We start from the raw sequence: 21269 nt of genomic DNA on the forward strand, positions 1-21269 counted from the left end.
GTTTGCTTGTGCTCGTCGGCACCACGCACCCGCGTCGGGAGCGGCTCGCCGGGCGGTAGCGGAGAGACGTCAATCCGAGTGCGCAGCTCGCGGTAACGGCTCTCGTCGACGGCCCCGGCAACCGGTGCGGCCACGGCAGCCGCGGACAGCGCGACGGCATCGGCCAGCAACTCCGGCCACGGTGAGCGATCGCGCAACCCGCGCGCGAGCGCTGCGACACACGCGTCCCCCGCGCCGGTGGGGTTGCCGGCCTCGACAACCGGCGGCGCGGCCAGCCAGGCTTCGTCGCCCCGCACCGCGATCAGCCCATCGGCACCGCGCGAAACGACAACGCACCCGGCACCAAGCCCACGCAACGCATCCCGATCCAACCGCGCACTGCGGCCTGCTCGGGTCTGTCGTTCTGCGCCCACCGCGCGGTCCGACGTTGCATTCCGGTGCGTCGGCGCGCTCTGACCCGCCGGTGTGCTCTGGCCGACCAATGCGCGCTGGCCCGTCAACGCATCCTGGCCTGCCGGCGTGCGCTGGTCCGCCGCTGTGCGTTCGCCCGCTGGTGTGTGCTCGGCCGCCGGTGCGCGAAGCAGCGCCGCAAGCTCATCGGCGTTGGGCTTGACGACGTCGGGCCCGGCGGCGAGCCCGAGACGTAACGGCTCCCCGCTGGTGTCGAGCACTGTGCGCACGTTGCACGAATGCGCAAGCTCGATCAGCACCGCGTACCCATCCGCCGGAAGCCCCCGCGGCAGCGACCCCGACAGCGCGACGACGGCGGTGTCGGCGAGCAGCGTGCGGTACAACTGCAGGAACTCGTGCCATTCCGCCGTTTCGACACTCGGGCCGGGCTCCCACAGCCCGGTCGCGTCCACGCCGTCGGCGATCGTCACCGTGCGTCGCGTCTCGCCGGAAATCTGCGCGAACGCGTGCGGCACGCCGTCCGCTGCGAGCAATTCGCGTATCCGCGAGCCGGTGGCCCCGCCGAGCAGCCCGGTCGCGAGCACCGGTTCGCCCTGCGCGTGCAGGACGCTCGCGACGTTCAGGCCCTTGCCGCCTGCGCGTTCGTGCACGGTTCGCACCCGATGCGTCGTATACGGACGGAGTTCGTCGACCGCATAGGTCAGATCGAGCGCGGGGTTGAGCGTCACCGTGAGAATCACGCCGCACCCCCGATCGCCGGGACGGCCTGACTCCGGCGGTTCAGCGGCCGTCGCATCAAGGGCGCGGCGTGATGCTGACGGCTCAGCGCGAGCCGTGCCGCACACCCGGTCGAGAGCGCGGCGCGATACTGGCGCCTCAGCGTGCGCAGCGCCGCGGCCGTAATCGAGGATGCGACGCGTTCCCGGCGGTTCGACGGACGCCGCGCCGCACCCGCAGCCGAGGACGTGGCGCGATGCTGGTGGTTCGACGAGTGCCACGTCGCGCAGGCAGTCGAAGATGCGGCGTCATGCCGGCAGTTCGGCCGGAATCCTGCCGGGGTCCTAGGCGAGAGCGCGTCGTGATCCGCGCGGCCAAGCGGGTGTCGCGCCGCACCCCCGGTCGAGGATGCGGCGCGAGCCCGGAGGTTCAGCAGGCGTCGTACTTGTAGGACCCACTGCCGGGCGCCGTGACGTCGACGTCGCGCAACACGATCGACAGCGACGACCCGTACGCCTTGCACGCCTTGGTGAAGGCGCTCTTCGTGTACTCGATGACGATCACGTTGTTGCCGTAGACCGACGTGTAGTCGCCGCACTCGTCGTAGCGGCCGCACTCCTCGGCGATCGCGAAGTCCAGGCCGGCGGCCTTGCCCGCACTGCCCAGAGCGGTGGTGTTCTTCTGCGCGATCGCGAGTCCCTTGTCGTGCGCGTGCGTGGCGATCAGCTTCAGCAGTGCGATTGCGTTCGACTTCACCAGCAGCCCCTTCGAGCGCTCGTACGAGTCGATGTTGTCCGGCTCCACGGCCTTGAAGCCCTTCGCCGCGCAGCCGTCGATCCAGCCGTTGACGATCCCGGCCACCGCCGTGCGCTTGGCCGCCGTCGAGACGTCGATGAGGTTCTCGCCCCAGTCGCTGTCCACGACGTACTGTCCCTTCGCGTCCTTCAGCAGCAGGTCGTCGTGGTTCGCCTGCCACCAGGAGATCTCGTCGGGCTGGGTCTGGAACACGTTGACGTAGCAGATGTTGTAGAGACCGGATGCCGGCGAGGCCGTCCGGTCGCGGCTGACCACCCGGACCCCGGACGGCGGCGAGTACGCGCCACCGATCTGGTAGTCGAACTGGGCGTTCGCCGGGGGCGGGGTGAACGTGGCGGCATCGGCGGTTCCGATGCCGAGTCCGATGACGGCAAGCACCGCCATCACGGGTACGCCGATGCGGCGCAGTGCGGGAATCACAGCGAGAGCTCCGAGGGGTTTCGGGATCTGCCCCGCCTCGGGTGCCGAGCACCCTGGCGACCTGTGTGCCGGACTCGGGAAGCGCTCCACTACCGGCTGGGCTCGATCGCTCGGGGCGATTCAATCGCTTAAATTCGTTGCTGTCAATGGCTGTTTGTGTCCGAAAACTCGTGATACGAGCATGATCCTTCAGCTGGTACTGTCCGATCGAACACAAACCCGAGGGGGCGACGATGGTGCTCGACGTACTGGTGATCGGCGACGCCAACCCGGACCTGGTGCTGCGCGGCGACGTGCACCCCCGCTTCGGCCAGGAGGAACAGCTGCTCGACGCGGCCGACCTGGTGCTGGGCGGCTCCGCGGCGATCACCGCGACCGGCTGCGCCCGCCTGGGCCTGCGCACCGGGCTGCTCGCCGCGATCGGCGCGGACGTGTTCGGCGCGTTCACCCGCGAACGCCTGGAGGAGCGCGACGTCCGTCTGCTGCGACCGGCCGTACCCGGCACCGGCTCGGTCGCACTGTCCGCAGCCGCGACCGGCGTGTCCAATGTGGACGCGGGCGGGTCCGCCGCGCCGGGCAACGGCACGCCGACGCCGACCGGGCTCAGCGTGATCCTGTCCGCGCCGGGCGACCGCGCGATCCTGACGCTGCCGGGCATCATCCCCACGCTGCGGCCCGAGGACGCAACCGACGCACTGCTCGCTTCCGCGCGACACGTCCACGTTGCGTCGCTGTTCCTGCAACCAGGACTGCACGCGGGGCTGGCCGGCGTGTTCGCTCGTGCCCGCGCGCTCGGCCTGACCACCTCACTCGACACCAACTGGGACCCGTCCGGCCGGTGGAGCGGGCTGGACGACATCCTCGCGGTGACCGACGTGTTCCTGCCCAACACGGCCGAACTGCTCGCCGTCACCGGCGCGGACTCGACCGAGGCGGCGGCGGAACAGCTCGTGGCGATGGGCACGACCGTCGTGCTCAAGGACGGCGCGCGCGGCGGACGTGCCTGGTGGCCGGGCGCCGGGTACGCGACCGCGCCCGGGCTCGCCGTCGACGTCGTCGACACGACCGGCGCGGGGGACAGCTTCAACGCCGGCTTCCTCGCGGGCCGGCTGGCCGGTCGTGACGTGCCCGAGTCGCTGGCCTGGGCGGCCAGGGCGGGTTCACTGAGCACACGCGCCGCCGGCGGCACCGCGGCCCAGGCCACGCCGGACGAACTCGGCGCATCCTGAGCCGACCGTGGTGCCGCCGGCAGTACCACGGTCCAGGCCATGCAGGAGGAACTCGGCGCGCCCTGAGTCGCGCACGCCACCGGCGGCACCACGGTCCAGGTCACGCAGGAGGAACTCGGCGCACCCTGAGCCGCGCACGCCACCGGCGGCACCACGGTCCAGGTCGCGCCGGCGGAACTCGGCGCGACCTGAGCGGTTCGCCGGCCGGGTGGGCTCACCCCTTCAGCCCGGTCATCGTCATCGTCGCCACGAAGCGCTTCTGGGCCACCAGGAACGCCACGACCAGAGGCAGCGTCGCGACCACGTTGCCGGCCATGAGCTGCGACCACTCGGTCCGCCGCATGCCCTGGAACGAGGCGAGGCCGACCTGCAACGTGTACTTGTGGTCGTCACTGATCGCCACGAGCGGCCACAGCAGGTCGTTCCAGCTCGAAAGCAGCGTGAACACCGCAAGAGTCGCCAGTGCCGGGCGCGCGAGTGGCAGCACGATGCTCACGAACGTGCGCAGGACGCCGCACCCGTCGATGCGCGCCGCCTCCTCGAGCTCCACCGGCAGCGACAGGAAGAACTGGCGCATGAGGAAGATGCCGAACGCGGACGCGAGCCACGGCACGAACGCCGCGGCCAAGGTGTCGACGATGCCCAGACGCGCGAACATGAGGTACGTCGGAATCATGAGCAGCTGGATCGGGATCATCACCGTGGCCAGCACCGCGGCGAACGCGACCCCGCGCCCCGCGAACTTCAGCCGGGCGAACCCGTAGCCGGCCGCCGAGCACAGCACGAGATGGGCGACCACCGACACGGCCGCGACCAGCACGGTGTTGCCCAGCCACAGCAGGATGTGCGACTCCGAGAACAGCCGGCGGTACCCGTCGAGATGGAGGCCATCGGGGATGAACCGCGGCGGGAAGCGGTTGAGCTCGGCCTTGGTCATGAACGACGCGAGCACCATGTGCACAAGTGGCAGCACGAATATGAGCGACACGGGCATCAACACGAGGTGCCACGCGCTGAACGGAAGCACTTTCCGACGCATCAGAACGCCTCCTCGCCGCTACGGCGGCTGCGCCAGATCACGAGCGCGGTGAGCAGCAGCGTGACGGCGAAGAGGATGTACGCCACCGCCGCCCCGTAGCCGAGACGCCGCGTCTGGAAGGCCAGCTCGTACACGTAGTAGACGACCGTCTGCGTGCTGTTCATGGGGCCGCCGCGGGTCGTCGTGTAGATGAGGTCGAACAGCTGCAGCGCCGTGATCGTCTGCCACACCGTGGCGAACAGCGTCACCGGGCGCAGCTGCGGCAGGGTCACGCTGCGCAGCACCCGCCACTTCCCGGCGCCGTCGACGGTTGCAGCTTCGATCAGTTCTTTTGGCACATCCTGCAAGGCCGCGAGGTACACCACCGACGTGAATCCGACCTCGCCCCACAGCGCGACGATGCACACGACGACCAGCGCCTGCCGCGGGCTCTCCAGGAACTGCTGCGCGGGCAGGCCGGCCCGGCGCAGCACATCGTTCGCCAGGCCGAACTGCGGATTGAACACGTAGCCGGCGAGGATGCCGGTCGCCGCCGCCGACGCCACGTACGGCACGAAGATGCACGTTCGATAGAAACCGATCAGCCGGATGCGCTGATTGAGCGCGATCGCGAGCAGGAGCCCGAGCACGATCGAGCCGGGAACGAACAGCACGGTGAGCACGAGTGTGTGCTGCGCGGCGGCGGCCAGGTCCGGATCCTGCGCGAGTCGCTCATAATTCGCCCAACCGATGTCCGTCGGCTGGGCGATTCCGTTCCATTTGGTGCGCGAGATGAAGAACGCCCACACCGCGGGGAAGAGCGACAGCCCCACGACGATCAACGTCGCCGGCCCGGCGAACGCCCACCCGGTGAGCGTCCGCCGGAGCTTCCGGCTCGTGCTGGGCTTGGCGGCGGCCGGCGCCGGCGCGTACTTCGAGGCCGCGAACGTCAGCGTCACTCGATCGCCCCGGCCGACTTCTTGGCCGCCTCGTCGAGCGCCTCCTTCGGTTTCGCCGCACCCTGCAGCACCTTCGAGATCCCGTCGCCGACGTTGCGCGACATCTCCTCATAACCGGCGACGGTGGGGCGGGCCTGCTTGGCGTTCGCGAGGTTCTCGAAGAACTTCTGGCCGCCGGGGTACTCCTTGACGTACGCCGCGAACTCGGGAGTGCCCTGCTCGGAGGAGCGCAGCGGGAGGTTGCCGATCGCGAGGTTCCACTTGGCGTCGGTCTCTTTGCTCGTGAGCCACTTGATGAAGTCGCGCGAAGCGCCAGCCCGGTTTGCGTCATTGTGATCGAACAGCACCCACAGGTCCGGCCCCGACACCGTTTGGTGGTCGCCGTTGTACCCGGGCAGCTGCGCGACGCCGTAGTCGAGCCCGGCCTCCTTGATCTCCAGCAGGGCCCACGGACCCGACATCATCATGCCGATCCGGCCGTCGTTGAAGAGCTTCGCGTACTGCTCGTCGGTCTGGTCGAGGTACATCGACTTGTCATCGACCGCCATCGCGCGCAGCAGTTCGAGCGCGCCGACGCCCGCCTCGGAGTTGAAGGCCGGCTTGTTGCCGTCGAGGATCTTCCCGCCCCGCTGCCACAACATCGGCCACAGGTGCCAGGTCGTGTCCTCGCTGCCCGACACCGAGTACGCGGTTCCGTACAAATTCTGTGACGGATTGGTGAGTTTCTTGGCCGCCGCGCGGAAGTCGTCCCACGACCACTGGTCGGTCGGGTACGCGACGTGCGCATCATCGAACAGTTTTTTGTTGTAAATGAGCGCAAGATTGTCCACGAGCGCGGGCACGCCGATGACCTTGCCGTCGTAGGTGGCCGTCTCGCGCGCCGCCGCCGGGATCTCCTGCCACCCGAACGACGGGTCCGCTACGAACTTGGCCAGATCCTGCGTCTTGCCGCTCGTCGCCAGCTCGCCGGCCCAGCTGCCGTACCCGTACGAGATGTCGGGGTAGCTGTTGCTCGTGAACCCGGCCGAGAGCTTGGTGAGCAGGTCGTCAGTGGTCGCCGCACCCGACGACGTCTTGATCGTGACGTTGGGGTGCGCCTTCATGTACTCGGCGGCCAGTTCCTCGGCCTTCTGCTCGCCTTCGGAGGGCTGCCCGGTCCACCAGGTGAGCGTGACCTGGGCGGCTGGGTCGTACCCCTCGGCGGCATCCTTGCCGTTGTCCGCCTTCGAGCCGCCGCCGCCGCACGCGCCGAGCAGCAGCGCCAGACCGGTGACACCGGCGACCATTGATGTCCGTCGACTGCCTCGGTTGGGGATCAGCATCATCGCTGCACCTCTTCACTGGGGGATGTGGAGAGCTGTCGGTTTATAGGTTCATGCCGCCTGTCGGGCCATATGTCCGACAAGCCGGGCGATGCATCGCTGCATGAGTGCTCGTGCGTCTTCGAGTGGCACTTTGCGTTCAGATGCTGCATCGGTACTGCGTGTTGCTACGCGTCCAAATGTCGACGTCGAGCACTGGTTGTTACGTCGAGCCGGATGGCCGCTTCGCTGTTGAGAGGGCTGGTGTCGTTTCGCGAGTCGATGCCCGGCTTCGGCCGCCGGGCTCTCCTCGTGTCGTGCTGTTCGCGCTGTTCGTGTCGGGCTGTTTGTGTCCGGCTGTCCGGCTGTTCGTGTCGTTTTCCAGTGCGCTTGCTGACCGGGCGGGTCTCCTGGCGCCGGTTGCCGAAGCCGGTGTCGCTTTGTGCTCGAGTGCTGGTCTCGGAGCGAGTCCCGGTCTCGGAGTGAGCCCTGGTCTCGTGGCGAGGGCTGGTCTCATGGCAGTGCTGGTTTTCGTGGCAGTGCTGGTCTCGTTGGCAGTGCTGGGTTCGGGCGGGTGCTGGGTTCGGGCGGGTGCTACGCGAGGACGACGGAGCGGGTCAGCAGGCGCGGATGATCCGGGTCGAGGCCGCGGTGCGCGGCGAGGGCCACGGCGAAGCGCTGAGCCAGGACCAGTTGCGCGAGCGGGTCGCGCGAGTCGCGGTACGGGCGGGCACCGGCATCGCGGACGGCCTCGTCGAGCGAGTCGGGCACGGCCCCGAACGACCAGACCAGGCTGCGCGGGCCGGCCACGGCGACAGGGCCGTGCCGGTAGTCCCGCGCCGGGTACGACTCGGACCATGCCTGTGCAGCCTCGCGCACCTTGAGTGCAGCTTCGTGCGCGAGTCCGATCGTCCAGCCGGTGCCGAGGAACACCAGGTGCTCGATGTCCGCCGAGTCGGCCGGCAGCGGGGCGGCCAGCGCGGCCTCGCCGTCGGCGACCAGATGGGCGAGGTCCTCGCCGAACGCGGCCCGGGCCAGGGCGAGCACGGTGGTGGGGAAGCGCGTCTGGACGACGCTGCGCTCGTCGGCGAAGTCCAGCAGTACCCGGGTGTCGACCAGGTCGTCGACCGGTTCGCCGGCCACGGCCGTGATCGCGACCCGGTGGGTGTCCGCCGGTACCGCGCGCAGCGCCTCCAGCACCTCGGTCGACGTGCCCGAGCGGGTGACGGCCACGACGCGGTCGTAGCGGCGGCGGGGCACGAACTCCGACGCGCAGACGGCGTCGGTCTCACCCAGCCCTGCGGACTCGCGCAGTTCGGCGATGCTCTGGGCGACGAACCACGAGGTGCCGCAGCCGAGCACGAGCATCCGCTCGCCGCGCGCGCCCAGCGCGGCCCGCCCCTCGTCCGCCAGCCCGACCCCGCGACTCCACACGTCCGGCTGGCTGGCGATTTCGAGCGAAGTGTCGTTCATGCGCGAACGCTATGCGCGCTTGCGTTCGTTCCACAAGGTTCCCTGCACAAGTGAACATTCGCCGTTGCGCGTTTGACCTTGGCTAGCGGTCCAAACGCGCACCCCGGCCATGCCATCCGCGCGCTCCGCACCCGCCGGGCTGCGTGTGCGAATGTGCACCATCACGTCCGATCCCGCTTGGTGCGCATGCCGTAGTGCGCGAACGCGCAACGAGCCCGCCGAGCAGGAAACGCGCCGGATGCGTGCGCGAACGTGCAGCGCCGCCCTCCGCGCTGGGAAGTGCGGAGGGCGGCGCGAGTGTGCGGCCGCCGCGTTCGGTTGCGTCCACGCGCGGTCGCCCGTGCGAACGTGCAGCGCGGCCGGCTGGTTGGGGTGGGAGGCACGAGACGTTCGCGCGGACGTGCGCTGTGGTCTGCGCGAGGGGTCAACGGGTCAGAGGGGTGCCGGGGCGCGCAGAGGTTCCGGCAGCAGGTCGCCGTGGGCGTTCGTCAGGTCGTCGCACAAGGACCAGATCTGGTCGACCGTCAGGGTCGCGGCCGTGTTCGGGTCGACCATCGCGGCCTGCCGGACCAGCCGCGGGTCACCGGTCAGGGCGGCCTGCACGGTCAGCTCGCCCACGCTCACGAAGCCGCGGTTGACCGCCGCGCACTGCGGCGGCAGGGCGCCCACACGCTCGGGGTGCAGCCCGAGACGGTCGACGGTGCACGGTACCTCGACGCCGAAGCCCTCCGGCAGATTGCTGATCAGGCCCCGGTTGGCCACGTTGGCGTGGATGCGCCGCAGGGTGCCCGTCTCGATGCTGTGAATGATCTGCGGCGCGTACTCGGTCGCCTCCCGGTGCAGATCCAGCGGCTCGCCGGCCAGCACCGCGGCGCGTGTCGTGGCGTAGTCGGCCAGGTTGGCCTCGCTGATGCGCACGTACTCGCCCACGGGAATGCGCAAACGCTCAATCTCGGCGTCGTGGTGGAGGTACCACGGCACGTACTCGGCGGAGTGCTCGCTCGTCTCGGTGGGGAAGTAGCCGAGGCGGCGGTACATGTCCATGCGCACCCGGCGGCGTAGCTCCGGATCGCCCGACAGCCGCTCGTCCAGCCGCGGGTAGAGGCTCTCGCCCCGGTGCTCCCACCGCAGCAGCCACGCCTGGTGGTTCACCCCGGCCGCGCGGTAGTCCACCTCGTCCAGCGGTACGCCCAGCAGCGCGCACAAATCGTGCACGGTCCAGAAGACCGAGTGGCACAGGCCCGCCACGTTCAGGTCGGGCGCGATCGCGGCCAGGTACGCGACGTTCATCGCCATCGGGTTGGTGTAGTTGAGCAGCCACGCGTCCGGGCAGAGTTCGCGCATATCAGCCGCGATCCCGTCGAGTACAGGGAACGTGCGCAGGGCGCGAAAAATACCCCCGACGCCGACGGTGTCACCGATGGTCTGGCGCACTCCGTACTTCGCCGGTAGCTCAAAGTCACGAACTGTCGCAGCGTGCATCCCGACCTGGATCGCGTTGATAACGTACCCAGCGCCCGAGAGCGCGGCCCGCCGATCCAGCGAGGCCGTGATCACGGGCGATGCGCCGAGCTGCTCGGCGGTGCGGCGGGCGATCGCCTCGGCCGTCTCCAGCCGCTCGGGATCAATGTCGTGCAGTGCGAGGGTCACGCCGCGCAACTCGTCGAAGGACAGCAGGTCGGCGAGCAGTTCGCGGGTGAACACCACACTGCCGGCGCCGAGGAACGCGATCACAGTCATGGACGGGATTCTCGGCAGCACGTGCACACTCGCACAAGGTATCGTCGCGATTCGCGCGCAAATGAACTATCTTCACTGCGCGTTTGATCATCAGACCGGAGCTGGAAATGACCCAGAGTTCGCTGCGCCGGGCCGACCGCGTGTCGGCCATCCTCGACCGGGTGTCGCGGGAGGGGTCCGTCGACGCGGCCGTCCTCGCCGAGGAGTTCGAGGTCTCGCCCGCCACCATCCGCCGCGACCTGCAGGTGCTGGAGGAGCAGCGGCTCGTCTCGCGCACACACGGCGGTGCGGTGGCCGTGGACATGGCCTACGAGCTGCCCGTCCGGTACCGAACAGGCCAGCATCGCGAGGAGAAAGTTCGCGTGGCCCAGTGCGCCGCGGGACTCCTGCCGCACGGGCAGCTGACGCTCGGGCTCAGCGGCGGCACGACCACGCTCCTGCTGGCCCGCCTGCTCGCCGTCCGGGTCGACCTCACCGTCGTCACCAACGCGCTGAACATCGCCTCCGAGCTGGTGCTGCGGCCCCGGATCAAGCTCATCATGACCGGCGGCGTCTCCCGCACCCAGTCCTACGAGCTCGTCGGGCCGATCGCCGAGGAGGCCCTGCGCGGGCTCAACATGGAGATCGCGGTCATCGGCGTCGACGGGATCAGCGCCCGGGGCGGCCTCACCACCCACGACGACGCCGAGGCGCACACGAACCGGGCGATGCTCCGCCAGGCCGACAAGGTCATCGTGGTCGCGGACGGCTCCAAGGTCGGCCGCGTCTGCCTCGCGCAGATCAGCCCGCTCGACTCCGTCACCACGCTCATCACCGACAGCAGCGCCGACCTGGACCAGGTAGAGGCGATCCGCCGGACCGGCACCGCCGTGGTGGTGGCGGGTTGAGCGCGCCGGTGCGGCTGCTGGTGGTCGGGGCCGGGCAGCGGGGCACGTGGTACTCGCGGCTCGCCGTGCAGACCGGACACGCCGAGATCGTTGCGGTCGCCGAGGCCGATCCTGCGCGCCGTGCCGCGTTCGCGCGCGAGTTCGGACTGCCGGAGGTGAGCGTTTTCGACAGCTGGGAGCGGCTCGCCGGCCGGGAACGGCTCGCCGACGCGGCGATCGTCGCCACGCAGGACGCGATGCACGAGGAGCCCACGGTGCTGCTCGCCGCGCAGGGATACCACCTCATGCTCGAGAAGCCGATGGCGCCCGAGGAACCGCCGGCGCGCCGGATCGCCGAAGCGATCATTGAGGCCGGCGTGATCGCGGCGGTGTGTCATGTGCTGCGGTACACGCCATACACGGCCGCGCTCAAGGAACTGCTCGATGCCGGGCGCATCGGCCGGATCGTGAGCATCCAGCACCTCGAGCCCGTCGGATGGTGGCACCAGGCGCACTCGTTCGTGCGGGGGAACTGGCGCAGCGCGGCGGTGTCGTCGCCGATGCTGCTCGCCAAGGCCTGTCATGACGTGGATTGGCTGCTGTACCTCGCCGGCGAGCCGGTCCGCCGGGTCAGCTCGTTCGGCGGGCTCGCGCACTTCCGGGCCGACCAGCGACCCGCCGGGGCCGCGGACCGGTGCCTTGACTGTTCGATCGAGCCGGAGTGTCCGTATTCGGCGCCGAAGCTCTACTTCCCGCTCGTGGACGCGCAGTCGCCGAGCGAACCCGTGCACTGGCCGCTGTCGGTGGTCTCGGCCGATGCGAGCCGGGCGGCGGTGACGGAGGCGTTGCGAACCGGGCCGTACGGCCGCTGCGTCTATGCCTGCGACAACGACGTGGTGGACCATCAGGTGGTGGCGATGGAGCTGGCCGGGGGCGGGACCGTGTCGCTCACGATGACCGCGTTCACGCCGGCCGAGCACCGTAAGACGCGCATTTTCGGCACCCATGGATACATCGACGGGGACGGGCACTCGATCCGGCTCGTCGATTTCCGCACCGGCGCGGACGAGACGACGAGCGTCGACGCCCGCGGGTCCGGGGACCACTCCGACGGCGACGCCGGGCTGGTGTCGGCGTTCGTGGCCGCGGTGGCGGCGGGCGACGCCGGGCTGCTGCGCTCGGATGTGCGCACGAGTCTTGCGGGCCATCAGGTTGTCTGGGCCGCGGAAGAAGCCCGGCGCACCGGCACCGTCGTGTCGCTGCCCTAGCCGCACACAGATCGTCGGCGACAGGTGCGCGGGCTTGTCCACATGAACAGGCCCGCGCACTGTCGTGGTCGTCGGTCGGCGGCGAAATGGTGCGCGCCTCTGCGCGAACGAACAAACCCGAGCGCCAGCTTGTCGTGGTCGTTGGCCAGCCAGCAAAGCGGTGCGCGGGTCCGCTCGAATGAGCAAACCCGCGCACCAGGAGCCATCAACGCCGCCGATCAGCAGCGAACCGTCCGCAGCGCGCTCAAGAACTGCGCCGGCTGGCTGAACGCGCAGAAGTGGCTCGCGCCGTCGATCAGGACGAGCTCCTTCTGCGGCGCGACGACCTCCGCGAAGTAGTCCACCGTCGGCTCGGTCAGCGTCACCACGTCGTGCGCGCCCTGGAAGAGGAAGAACGGCACGTCGAACGAGGTGCCCAGCGCGCGGGCGTCCCACCGCATGAACTGCTCGAACATCAGGTCGCGCGACTTGCCGAAGCCCTTGAGCCAGGCCGACACGTCGGCGAGGGAGTAGTCCGGCTTGGTCAGCAGCAGCTTGAACAGCGTGGTCAGGGCCGCGTTGCCGGTGGTCGGGTCGGTGCCCATGCTCCACTGCATGCGGGTACCCCAGCTCTTCACGTCCCAGGTGCGCGGGTCGGCGTCGAGCCGCTCCAGTGCCGCCACGCCCCGCCGGTTGCCCGCCGCGCGCAGTCGTTCGATGGTGTCCACGCGGCCCTTGCGCTCGTTCTCGACCATGTTCACGTAGAAGTCGGTGCCGACGTAGGCGCAGAACAGGTCGGGGCGCCGCTTGACCATCGGCAGGCCCACGATCGTGCCCATCGAGCCGGCCATGAGCAGGATGCGCTCCTGGCCGAAGTACTGCCGCAGGTGCTCGGCGACCTCGATGCCGTCCTCGACCATCAGCTCGAAGTCCAGCTCCTCGGGGCGCAGGCCGTTGCGGCGCAGCGTCCTGCCCGCGCCGCGGCGGTCCCAGTGCACGACGGTGAAGTGCCGCTCCCACTCGCGCAGCACCGGGGTGAACACCGAGTACGGCGAGCCCGGGCCGCCGTGCACGACGAGCAGCACCGGGTTGGCGCGGTCCTCGCCGCGGATCTGCAGCCACTGCTCGACACCGCCGATGGTCACGTACCGGCCCTCGGCGACGCCGTTCGGCGTGTCGATGCGCGCGTCGTTCGCGCGCTGGTGCTTGCGGACCGCGCGGTAAGCGAGCGGCGCGGCGGCGATCGTGGCGGCGGCGGCAGTGACGGCGGTGATGGCAAGCGCGGACATGGTGGACCTCCCCGATTGGTGGTGCCTGGCTTCGACTCGGCGGTGCTCGGCTTTCGATCTGGTGGCGCCTGGCTTCGATCTCGTGGTGCTCGGCGTCGACTTGGTGGCGCCTGACTTCGATCTGGCGGTGCCCGGTGCCGATCTGGTGGCGCCCGGCTTCGATGCATCTGACTGTACAGAAGTCTGAGACAAATGTGCAAGACAAAATTCTCAGACGTATGCTTCAGACATGGGTAACCGGGAGAAGCTGCTCGATGGGGCATTGCAGTGCCTGCTCGAGAAGGGGTACGCGGCCACGACCGCGCGGGACATCGCCGGCGCGGCGGGCGTGAGCCTGGCCGCGATCAACTATCACTTCAGGACCACGGAGGCCCTGCTCAACGAGGCTCTGCAGCGGGCGCTGGAGCAGTGGGGCGACGAGATGGAGCGGGCCCTGCGCGGGGCGGCGGACGTGGCGAACCCGGCCGAGCGCTTCGAGGCGGTGTGGGCGAGCGTGATCGCCTCGGTCGCCGCGAACCGGCCGCTGTGGACGACGCAGTTCGAGGTGGTCACGCAGCTGGGGCGGCAGCCGGTTCCGTCACCGGCGTGGGCGGAGGCGCAGGGGCAGGCCCAGGCCGCGCTCGCCGCGTTGTTCCACGGCATCGACCCGGAGGCGGAGCCGGAGCTCGCCCGGGTGATCGGCGGCTTCTACCACGCGCTGCTCACGGGTGTCGTCGTGCAGCATCTGGCGGTGCCGGAGCAGGCGATGAGCGGCCGCGACCTGGCCTTCGCCCTCCGCGACATCAGTCGGCGCCTCGCCCGGAAGCAGTGAGCGACAAAAGCAGCAGCGACCAACCAAAGCAGCAGCGACCGGCAAAAGCAGCAGCGACCGGCAAAAGCAGCAGTGACCAACAAAAAGCAGCGGCGTCCGCGGGCTGGTCGAGCGCGGCGAAAAGGATCAGGGCTGGTTCAGGTGCAGATAGCCCCGATGGACGGCCGGCAGCGTGATCTCGTGCGGGAACGGGGACTTCGCCGCGACCCGCTCCGGCGGCGCCCCGTCCGCGTCGCCCTCCCGGATCAGCCAGGCGAGGGCGGCGAGCTGCTCGTGCTGGGCCGCCACGAACCGGTGCGTCACCACGGCGCCGTGGCCGGGCACGACCTGCGTCTGCGGGCCGATCTCGGTCAGCAGGGCGGCCACCGTGTCCGGCCACTCCAGCGGGAAGGCGTCGTCGAACTGCGGGGGCCCGCTCTGCTCGACCAGGTCGCCCGCGACGACGACGTCGGCGTCCGGCACGAGCGCCACGAGGTCGCCGATCGAGTGCCCGCGGCCGTAGTGGCGCAGCAGCACCGGCCGCCCGCCGAGGTCGAGGTCGGCGGTGGTGCGCACGAGCCGGGTCGCGGGCGTCGGGGTGACGGCGGCGAGGTCGGCGGCCAGGTCGGGGTGCTCTTGCACGGCCCGGTCGCGCAGGGCCGGCCCGACCAGCCGGGCGGCCTCCTCGTGCGACCAGATCGGGGAGCCGTCGGCGGCGAAGACCACGTTGCCGAAGCAGTGGTCGAAGTGGTGGTGGGTGTTCACGACGAGGACCGGCAGCGGCGTCACGCGGCGGACCGCGGCGAGCAGGTCCCGGGCCTGCGCGGCGGTGGACAGCGTGTCGGCGACGAGGGCCGCCTCGGCGCCGACCACGAGGGTGGCGTTCACGTCGAGGACCGGGTGGCGCAGCACGTGCACCCCCGCGGCGATCTCGCGCAGGACCGTCATAACGACGCCAGGAACCGTGCTCGGTCGACGATGACCCGCTCGACGCGCCCCTCCGCCACGACCTGCTTGCCGTCGCGGACCACGATCTCGAACGTGAGCCGGCGGCCGTCGGCCTTGGCCAGGCGGGCCTCGGCCACCACGTGGCCGCCGATCGGGGTGGCGGCGCGGTGCTCGAGGTCGGCCCGCGTGCCGACGGTCGTGTAGCCGGGTGGCAGGCGGCTCGCGGTGGCGCCGACGGTCGCGGCCTCGGCCAGGGCCAGCACGCGCGGGGTGGCCAGGACCGGGACGTCGCCCGAGCCGAGGGCCTGGGCGGTGTCGGCGTCGGTGACCGTCAGCTCGACGCGGGTGACGGCGCCGACCCAGGAGGCGGCATCGACCGTGGGGCGCTCGCTCGGCTGCATACCTTAAGACTAGCGACCACGGTCATTGCCCGGGTGCGGGAAATTCGAAGGCCGCCGTGGGCGACGGTGACGGCGCCGGGGCTGGGGCCGCCGCGGCGAGGCGGGCCGCGAAGGTGTGGCGCGCCGCCCGGGAGCGCGCGGCCAGGTCGCCCGCGAGGTGGTAGGCGTCCTGGGCGTCGCGCAGGCGGGCGGTCGCGGTCAGGCCGCCCGCCGTGTCCACGGTCACCGTCGCCAGCGACAGCGCGCGCTGCAGCGGCCCCTGCACGACCCGCACGCTCTGCACCCGCGCCAGCGGCACGGCCACGACCTCGCGGGTGAGGACGCCCTCCCGCACCACGACCACGTCGTCGGTCACGGCCACCCCGATGCGCGACCACGACCACGGGCCGAGCCACCGGGCGCGGCTGGGCGGGCGGCTCACGGGCAGCGCGGTGACGTCGACGGGGGCGGCGATGACGGCCTCGGCCAGTACCGAAGCAGCCACCGATGCGGCGTCGGAGGCCGCGGCGACGGGCACCAGCGTGCCCGCGCGCAGCTGCTCGTCGCCGTCGCCGCCGTAGCCCGCCACGTCCATGCGCGCCCGGGCCCAGCCGGCCGGGCGCCACAGCAGCGGCCAGGTCAGCTTCACGCCCTGCACGCGCCGCGGCGGCACCGACTGGCTGCGCTTGTTCAGCAGGCCCTGCCGCACGCGCAGGGCCGCGGTGTCGTCGGCGATGTGGAAGTCCCACTCGTCGAGCACGCGGCGCACCGGCACCTGGAAGACGCCGAGGAACGCGGTGATGGTGCTCGCCGCGCCGATCAGGGTCCAGTCGGGGTGCGCGAGCGCCGGCCAGATGACGAACGCGGCGCCGACCGGCACCGCGAGCAGCTGCGGGGTGAGGACCTGGGCGAGCAGCAGCCGGCGGTTGTCCACGGTGAACAGCGGGCGCTCGTCGTCGGGCGCGGCGGGCGCGGCCCCGGTCGCGAGGCCGAGCAGGGAGGCGCGCAGCTCGGTGGCGCCGGCGACGGTGAGGTACGCCAGCGGCGCCTCCGCCTTGCTGCCCCCGATCACCTCGAGGCGCAGCTCGGCCAGGCCGAACACGCGGGCCAGGGCGGGCCGCACGACGTCGATCGCCTGCACCCGCTCCAGCGGGATGGTCCGCACCCGCCGCGACAGCAGGCCCTCGTGGACGCGCAGCTCGCGGCCCACGACCTCGTACCCGGTCACGGCCCACACCACCGCCGACACGAGCACCGCGCCGACGAGGACCACGACCATGGCGATCAGCCAGTGCAGCAGCCCGAGGTCGGACAGGCCGCGCCAGGAGACGGCGACGGCGGCCAGGGCGACCAGCTTGGCCCCGCGCACCAGCGGCGTCAGCGGGTGCAGACGCTGCCGCGGCAGGGTCAGGGGCTCGGTCACAAACCCTCTTCCCGGATCTCGCCCAGGGCGGCGAGCCGGTCGCGCAGCCGGGTGGCCTCGGCGGCCTCCAGGCCCGGCACGGTGGCGTCGCTCGCCGCGGCGGCCGTGTGCAGGGTGACCGTGGCCAGGCCCGCGGCGCGCTCGATCGGCCCGGCGGTCACGTCGACGAACTGCATCCGGGCGTACGGCACGATCGACAGCCGCCGCACGAGCAGCCCGTGGCGGACCAGCAGGTCCTCGGCCCGCTCGGCGTAGCCCCAGGCGCGGATGGACCGGCGCAGGAACACCGCGCGCAGGGCGCCGCCGGTGACGATCGCGACGGCCGCGGCGTAGCACCAGGCCGACCACAGCACCGCGGCGGCCAGGGCGGCGAGCGTGAGGATCAGCACCCAGACGCCCAGGACGGCGAGGCGGACGAGAAAGTACCGCGCGGAGATCGGCCGCCACGCGACCGTGTCGGGCCAGGGGCGCAGCGGGTCGGGCGCGACCGGAGCGTTCACCCCTCGAGCGTAGTGGTCTCGCGCAGGAAGCCGCGCACCGCGAGGAACTCGCCGAGTGAGTCCCGGTGCTCGTCGCAGGCCAGCCAGATCTTGCGCCGCTCGGGCGTGTGCAGCTTGGGATTGTTCCACAGCAGCTGCCAGCGGGCCTCGGAACGGCAACCCTTCGCGGAGCAGATCATCATGTCCACGCCAAGAGTGTGAGCGCCGGGCGGCCACGGGGGAAGCCGCCCGGCGACGGGTGAATCGTACCCACTGCGGTACGGGTGGTGTCCAGTCGTCACGCTTGCCCGGTGACGAAAATCCCCCGAATCGATAGCCGCATATGTGATATATCGGGCCAAGCCGCCGGGGAGGCAACTCCCAGTAGGCTCTCAGGAGCATCGGATCGCGATCGGTCGCCGCGCCGTGCGACGCTAGGTTGACCGGCGTTAGGTTTGTTCCGACGTTAGGTTGACTGGGAAGTACAAGCGCGCGCGTGGAGGACCGGTGACCGAGCCGAACAACCCTGTCTCGACCCCAGCTCAGGACGCGACCGTGCTCGAACGGGCGCTCTTCGAGGTCAAGCGGGTGATCGTCGGCCAGGACCGCATGATCGAGCGGATGTTCGTGTCCCTGCTGTGCCGCGGACACGTGCTGCTGGAGGGCGTGCCCGGCGTCGCCAAGACGCTCGCCGTGGAGACCCTCGCCCGGGTCGTGGGCGGCACCTTCTCCCGCATCCAGTTCACTCCGGACCTGGTCCCGGCCGACATCGTCGGCACCCGGATCTACCGGCAGTCCAGCGAGAAGTTCGACGTCGAGCTCGGACCCGTGTTCGTGAACTTCCTGCTCGCCGACGAGATCAACCGGGCGCCCGCCAAGGTGCAGTCGGCGCTGCTGGAGGTCATGGCCGAGCAGCAGGTGTCGATCGGCGGCGAGACCTACGACGTGCCCCGCCCGTTCCTGGTGATGGCCACCCAGAACCCGATCGAGCAGGAGGGCGTCTACCCGCTGCCCGAGGCCCAGCGCGACCGGTTCCTCATGAAGATCCAGGTGGGGTACCCGACCGACGCCGAGGAGCGCGAGATCGTCTACCGGGTCAGCGTGAAGACCCCGGAGCCGACCGCGGTGCTCACCACCCAGGAGCTCATGGCGCTGCAGGACAAGGCCGACGACGTCTTCGTGCACAACGCGCTCGTGGACTACGCGGTGCGGCTGGTGGTCGCGACCCGCGCCCCGGCCGAGCACGGGCTGGGGGACATCGCGCACCTCATTCAGTACGGTGCGAGCCCCCGCGCCTCGCTCGGCATCGTGCGGGCGTCACGCGCGCTGGCCCTGCTGCGTGGCCGGGACTACGCGCTGCCGCAGGACGTGCAGGACATCGCCCCCGACATCCTGCGCCACCGGCTCGTGCTCTCCTACGACGCGCTCGCCGACGACATCCCGGCCGACGACGTCGTGCGCCGGGTGCTCGCCGCCGTGCCGCCGCCCACCGTCGCGCCCCGCCAGCAGGCGACCACCGCCCCCGCGGGCCAGCCCGGGCAGCCGGGTCCGGGCGGCACGACCACGATCACCACGTGGCCGGGGCGGTGAAGATCCAGAGCGGCACCGGCCTGGACGACGCCCGCGCGGAGGTCGTCCTCAACCGCATGCAGCTGCTCGTCACGCGCAAGCTCGACGGGCTGCTGCAGGGCGACTACCTCGGCCTGCTGCCCGGGCCGGGCACGGAGGCGGGGGAGTCGCGGGAGTACCGCCCGGGCGACGACGTGCGCCGCATGGACTGGCCGGTCACGGCGCGCACCACGCTGCCCCACGTCCGCCAGACCGTCGCCGACCGCGAGCTGGAGACCTGGCTCGCCGTGGATCTGAGCGCCAGCCTCGACTTCGGCACCGCGCAGTACCTCAAGCGGGACCTTGCGGTGGCCGCGGCGGCCGCGGTGGCGCACCTGACCGTGCGGGGCGGCAACCGCATCGGGGCCGTCGTGGGGACCGCCGACGACCTGACCCGCCTGCCCGCGCGCCCCGGCCGCAAGGACGCCCAGGGGCTGCTGCGCACGATCGCGCTCACCCGGGGCCGGCCCGGCCGCGCGGACCTCGGCGCGCTCATCGACATGCTCAACCGGCCCCCGCGCCGGCGCGGCCTGGCCGTGGTGATCTCCGACTTCATGACGCCGCCGGAGCAGTGGGCGCGCCCGCTGCGCAAGCTCGGCGTGCGCCACGACCTGCTCGCCGTCGAGGTCGTCGACCCGCGGGAGCTGGAGCTGCCCAACGTCGGCGTCATCGCGCTCGTGGACCCGGAGACGGGCCGGACGCACGAGGTGCAGACGGCCGACCCGAAGCTGCGCCACCGCTACGCGCACGCGGCCGCCGCCCAGCGGGCCGAGATAGCCTCGGCCCTGCGCGGCGCCGGTGCGTCCCATCTGCGGCTGCGCACCGACTCCGACTGGCTCCTGGACATCGTCCGGTTCGTCGCGGCCCAGCGACACGCTCGAACTCGAGGTACGACCCGATGATCCGTCTGCTCTCGCCGTGGTGGCTGCTCGCCCTGATCCCCGTCGCGGGGGTCATCGGCATCTACATCTGGCGGCAGCTGCACCGCCGCGCGTTCGCGGTGCGCTTCACCAACGTCGACCTGCTCAGCAGCCTGGTGCCCAAGGGCATCGGCGCGCGCCGGCACGTCAGCGCCGCGGCGTTCCTGCTCAGCCTGGTGATCCTCGCCTTCGGCCTGACCCGCCCGTCGGTCGACACCAAGGAGCCGCTGGAGCGGGCCACGATCATGCTCGCCATCGACGTGTCGCTGTCGATGCAGGCGACCGACGTGGCCCCGACGCGCATCGACGCGGCCAAGTCGGCGGCGATCGACTTCGTCAAGCAGCTCCCGCCGAGCTTCAACGTCGGGCTGGTCTCCTTCGCCAAGACCGCGAGCGTGCTGGTCTCGCCGACGAAGGAGCGCAGCTCGGTGATGCAGGCCATCGACGGCCTGACCCTGCAGGAGTCCACGGCGACCGGCGAGGCGGTCTTCACGAGCCTCGACGCGATCCGCACGGTGCCCGCGGACGGCGCGGCCGGCCCGCCGCCGGCCCGGATCGTGCTGCTCTCCGACGGCTTCCGCACCGCGGGCCGCTCGCTGGAGGACGCGTCCGCGGCGGCGTCGGCGGCCAACGTGCCGGTGTCGACGATCGCCTTCGGCACCGACGAGGGCGTGGTACGCATCGGCAACACGCCGCAGCGGGTGCCGGTCGACCGCCCCTCGCTGCAGAAGGTGGCGGAGGTCACCAAGGGGTACTTCTACGAGGCCGCCAGCAAGGACGAGCTCAAGCGCGTCTACTCGGACATGGGCAGCTCCATCGGCTTCCGCACGAAGCCGCGGGAGATCACCCAGTGGTACCTCGGGTTCGGGTTCCTGCTGGCGCTGTGCGCGGGCGGACTGAGCCTGCTGTGGGGCTCGCGTCTGCCCTAGTGGGCGCCGACCAGGTAGAAGAGCGCGGCCACCCAGGCGGCGGCCAGGAAGAAGCCAACGGGCGCGACGAAACGGCTCACGAGATGCTCCAACGGGTGTTGTCTCAGACAGAAGGAGAGAACAGACACACGGAAGCCGTGGCGGGTGATCTGCTGCTACCGGCCACGACTGGAGGGATCGCTACTTCGCACAGCGATCACCTCCTGGGAGCAGCTGCCGTGCCGGACGGTCAGCGAAAGGAACCCAGCCGTCAATACGGCCGGGTGCCGGACGGGCCCAATGCTACGCCCTGTCGCCAATCCCGGC

The 21269-nt window shown here is 71.0% G+C and carries 21 protein-coding genes; 8 read left to right on the forward strand and 13 right to left on the reverse strand.

Annotated elements, in window-relative coordinates; all coding sequences use genetic code 11:
* Together ABT369_RS24775 and ABT369_RS24780 are read right to left on the reverse strand one after the other, a co-directional pair.
* The coding region (locus tag ABT369_RS24775; protein ID WP_350615290.1) for a 1-phosphofructokinase family hexose kinase at window positions 1–1151 on the reverse strand (1151 nt) is incomplete at its 3' end.
* 406 nt (window positions 1152–1557) lie between these two features.
* Window positions 1558–2328, reverse strand: a complete 771-nt coding sequence (locus ABT369_RS24780) for an endo alpha-1,4 polygalactosaminidase (protein ID WP_350615465.1) — start codon at window positions 2326–2328, stop codon at window positions 1558–1560.
* Between the two features lie 269 nt (window positions 2329–2597).
* Here ABT369_RS24780 and ABT369_RS24785 point away from each other — a divergent pair, with 269 nt between their 5' ends.
* Window positions 2598–3593 carry a carbohydrate kinase family protein gene (locus tag ABT369_RS24785; RefSeq protein WP_350615291.1) on the forward strand — a complete coding sequence of 332 codons (996 nt, stop codon included), beginning with the start codon at window positions 2598–2600 and terminating at the stop codon, window positions 3591–3593.
* A 214-nt stretch (window positions 3594–3807) separates the two neighbouring features.
* Here the strand turns inward: ABT369_RS24785 and ABT369_RS24790 are convergent, their stop codons facing one another.
* From ABT369_RS24790 to ABT369_RS24810, 5 genes are all read right to left on the reverse strand, one after another.
* Window positions 3808–4566, reverse strand: coding sequence for a carbohydrate ABC transporter permease (locus ABT369_RS24790; protein ID WP_350615293.1), 759 nt, complete (start codon window positions 4564–4566; stop codon window positions 3808–3810).
* 65 nt (window positions 4567–4631) lie between these two features.
* Entirely contained in the window at window positions 4632–5570 is a 939-nt protein-coding gene (locus ABT369_RS24795; protein WP_350615294.1) for a carbohydrate ABC transporter permease, read from the reverse strand.
* Entirely contained in the window at window positions 5567–6856 is a 1290-nt protein-coding gene (locus ABT369_RS24800) for an ABC transporter substrate-binding protein (protein WP_350615296.1), read from the reverse strand. Before ABT369_RS24800 ends, ABT369_RS24795 begins: the two co-directional genes overlap by 4 nt.
* A gap of 609 nt (window positions 6857–7465) precedes the next feature.
* Window positions 7466–8344, reverse strand: coding sequence for an SIS domain-containing protein (locus ABT369_RS24805; protein WP_350615298.1), 879 nt, complete (start codon window positions 8342–8344; stop codon window positions 7466–7468).
* 432 nt (window positions 8345–8776) lie between these two features.
* Complete coding sequence (locus ABT369_RS24810; RefSeq protein WP_350615300.1) at window positions 8777–10084, reverse strand: alpha-glucosidase/alpha-galactosidase; 1308 nt, start codon at window positions 10082–10084, stop codon at window positions 8777–8779.
* Window positions 10085–10191: 107 nt separating this feature from the next.
* Between ABT369_RS24810 and ABT369_RS24815 the strand changes: the two genes are divergently transcribed.
* Window positions 10192–10971 carry a DeoR/GlpR family DNA-binding transcription regulator gene (locus ABT369_RS24815; RefSeq protein WP_350615301.1) on the forward strand — a complete coding sequence of 260 codons (780 nt, stop codon included), beginning with the start codon at window positions 10192–10194 and terminating at the stop codon, window positions 10969–10971.
* Window positions 10968–12218, forward strand: coding sequence for a Gfo/Idh/MocA family protein (locus ABT369_RS24820; RefSeq protein WP_350615302.1), 1251 nt, complete (start codon window positions 10968–10970; stop codon window positions 12216–12218). The genes ABT369_RS24815 and ABT369_RS24820 overlap by 4 nt, the downstream gene beginning before the upstream one ends.
* Window positions 12219–12436: 218 nt before the next feature.
* Here ABT369_RS24820 and ABT369_RS24825 read toward each other — a convergent pair whose 3' ends face one another.
* Window positions 12437–13486 (reverse strand): alpha/beta fold hydrolase, encoded by a 1050-nt coding sequence (locus ABT369_RS24825; protein WP_350615303.1) that lies wholly within the window; start codon window positions 13484–13486, stop codon window positions 12437–12439.
* On the opposite strand from ABT369_RS24825, the gene ABT369_RS24830 reads away from it, so the two are divergent.
* Both ABT369_RS24830 and ABT369_RS24835 read left to right on the forward strand, forming a co-directional pair.
* Window positions 13485–13673 (forward strand): hypothetical protein, encoded by a 189-nt coding sequence (locus tag ABT369_RS24830; protein ID WP_350615305.1) that lies wholly within the window; start codon window positions 13485–13487, stop codon window positions 13671–13673. The genes ABT369_RS24825 and ABT369_RS24830 overlap by 2 nt on opposite strands.
* Window positions 13674–13715: 42 nt before the next feature.
* Entirely contained in the window at window positions 13716–14297 is a 582-nt protein-coding gene (locus tag ABT369_RS24835) for a TetR/AcrR family transcriptional regulator (RefSeq protein WP_350615306.1), read from the forward strand.
* A gap of 126 nt (window positions 14298–14423) precedes the next feature.
* Here ABT369_RS24835 and ABT369_RS24840 read toward each other — a convergent pair whose 3' ends face one another.
* Genes ABT369_RS24840 through ABT369_RS24860 form a run of 5 tightly spaced genes read right to left on the reverse strand, consistent with a single transcriptional unit; the run spans window position 14424 to window position 17709 of the window.
* Window positions 14424–15224, reverse strand: a complete 801-nt coding sequence (locus tag ABT369_RS24840; protein ID WP_350615307.1) for an MBL fold metallo-hydrolase — start codon at window positions 15222–15224, stop codon at window positions 14424–14426.
* A complete protein-coding gene (locus ABT369_RS24845) occupies window positions 15221–15625 on the reverse strand; it encodes a thioesterase family protein (protein ID WP_350615309.1) in 405 nt (134 codons plus the stop codon). The genes ABT369_RS24840 and ABT369_RS24845 overlap by 4 nt, the downstream gene beginning before the upstream one ends.
* A 22-nt stretch (window positions 15626–15647) precedes the next feature.
* Window positions 15648–17027, reverse strand: coding sequence for a PH domain-containing protein (locus ABT369_RS24850; RefSeq protein WP_350615310.1), 1380 nt, complete (start codon window positions 17025–17027; stop codon window positions 15648–15650).
* Window positions 17024–17527 carry a PH domain-containing protein gene (locus tag ABT369_RS24855; RefSeq protein ID WP_350615312.1) on the reverse strand — a complete coding sequence of 168 codons (504 nt, stop codon included), beginning with the start codon at window positions 17525–17527 and terminating at the stop codon, window positions 17024–17026. The genes ABT369_RS24850 and ABT369_RS24855 overlap by 4 nt, the downstream gene beginning before the upstream one ends.
* Complete coding sequence (locus tag ABT369_RS24860) at window positions 17524–17709, reverse strand: acetone carboxylase (RefSeq protein WP_350615466.1); 186 nt, start codon at window positions 17707–17709, stop codon at window positions 17524–17526. Before ABT369_RS24860 ends, ABT369_RS24855 begins: the two co-directional genes overlap by 4 nt.
* Window positions 17710–17977: 268 nt before the next feature.
* Between ABT369_RS24860 and ABT369_RS24865 the strand changes: the two genes are divergently transcribed.
* From ABT369_RS24865 to ABT369_RS24875, 3 genes are read left to right on the forward strand one after another with little or no spacing between them, the layout of a single operon-like run.
* Window positions 17978–19096, forward strand: a complete 1119-nt coding sequence (locus ABT369_RS24865) for an AAA family ATPase (RefSeq protein WP_502891819.1) — start codon at window positions 17978–17980, stop codon at window positions 19094–19096.
* 56 nt (window positions 19097–19152) lie between these two features.
* Window positions 19153–20016, forward strand: coding sequence for a DUF58 domain-containing protein (locus ABT369_RS24870; protein ID WP_350615467.1), 864 nt, complete (start codon window positions 19153–19155; stop codon window positions 20014–20016).
* Window positions 20013–20963 (forward strand): VWA domain-containing protein, encoded by a 951-nt coding sequence (locus ABT369_RS24875; RefSeq protein WP_350615316.1) that lies wholly within the window; start codon window positions 20013–20015, stop codon window positions 20961–20963. The genes ABT369_RS24870 and ABT369_RS24875 overlap by 4 nt, the downstream gene beginning before the upstream one ends.
* Window positions 20964–21269 lie beyond the last annotated feature (306 nt).

It is taken from the genome of Dactylosporangium sp. NPDC000244, from assembly GCF_040300725.1.
Taxonomy (GTDB): domain Bacteria; phylum Actinomycetota; class Actinomycetes; order Mycobacteriales; family Micromonosporaceae; genus Dactylosporangium.

Bases quoted from the DNA above. Each gene is read 5' to 3' on its own strand.
- ABT369_RS24875 (WP_350615316.1), top strand. From the start codon at position 20,013: ATGATCCGTCTGCTCTCGCCGTGGTGGCTGCTCGCCCTGATCCCCGTC.
- ABT369_RS24800 (WP_350615296.1), bottom strand. From the start codon at position 6,856: ATGGTCGCCGGTGTCACCGGTCTGGCGCTGCTGCTCGGCGCGTGCGGC.
- ABT369_RS24840 (WP_350615307.1), bottom strand. From the start codon at position 15,224: ATGACGGTCCTGCGCGAGATCGCCGCGGGGGTGCACGTGCTGCGCCAC.
- ABT369_RS24835 (WP_350615306.1), top strand. From the start codon at position 13,716: ATGGGTAACCGGGAGAAGCTGCTCGATGGGGCATTGCAGTGCCTGCTC.
- ABT369_RS24860 (WP_350615466.1), bottom strand. From the start codon at position 17,709: ATGATGATCTGCTCCGCGAAGGGTTGCCGTTCCGAGGCCCGCTGGCAG.
- ABT369_RS24845 (WP_350615309.1), bottom strand. From the start codon at position 15,625: ATGCAGCCGAGCGAGCGCCCCACGGTCGATGCCGCCTCCTGGGTCGGC.
- ABT369_RS24870 (WP_350615467.1), top strand. From the start codon at position 19,153: ATGCAGCTGCTCGTCACGCGCAAGCTCGACGGGCTGCTGCAGGGCGAC.
- ABT369_RS24815 (WP_350615301.1), top strand. From the start codon at position 10,192: ATGACCCAGAGTTCGCTGCGCCGGGCCGACCGCGTGTCGGCCATCCTC.
- ABT369_RS24825 (WP_350615303.1), bottom strand. From the start codon at position 13,486: ATGTCCGCGCTTGCCATCACCGCCGTCACTGCCGCCGCCGCCACGATC.
- ABT369_RS24780 (WP_350615465.1), bottom strand. From the start codon at position 2,328: ATGGCGGTGCTTGCCGTCATCGGACTCGGCATCGGAACCGCCGATGCC.
- ABT369_RS24810 (WP_350615300.1), bottom strand. From the start codon at position 10,084: ATGACTGTGATCGCGTTCCTCGGCGCCGGCAGTGTGGTGTTCACCCGC.
- ABT369_RS24805 (WP_350615298.1), bottom strand. From the start codon at position 8,344: ATGAACGACACTTCGCTCGAAATCGCCAGCCAGCCGGACGTGTGGAGT.
- ABT369_RS24785 (WP_350615291.1), top strand. From the start codon at position 2,598: ATGGTGCTCGACGTACTGGTGATCGGCGACGCCAACCCGGACCTGGTG.
- ABT369_RS24830 (WP_350615305.1), top strand. From the start codon at position 13,485: ATGGTGGACCTCCCCGATTGGTGGTGCCTGGCTTCGACTCGGCGGTGC.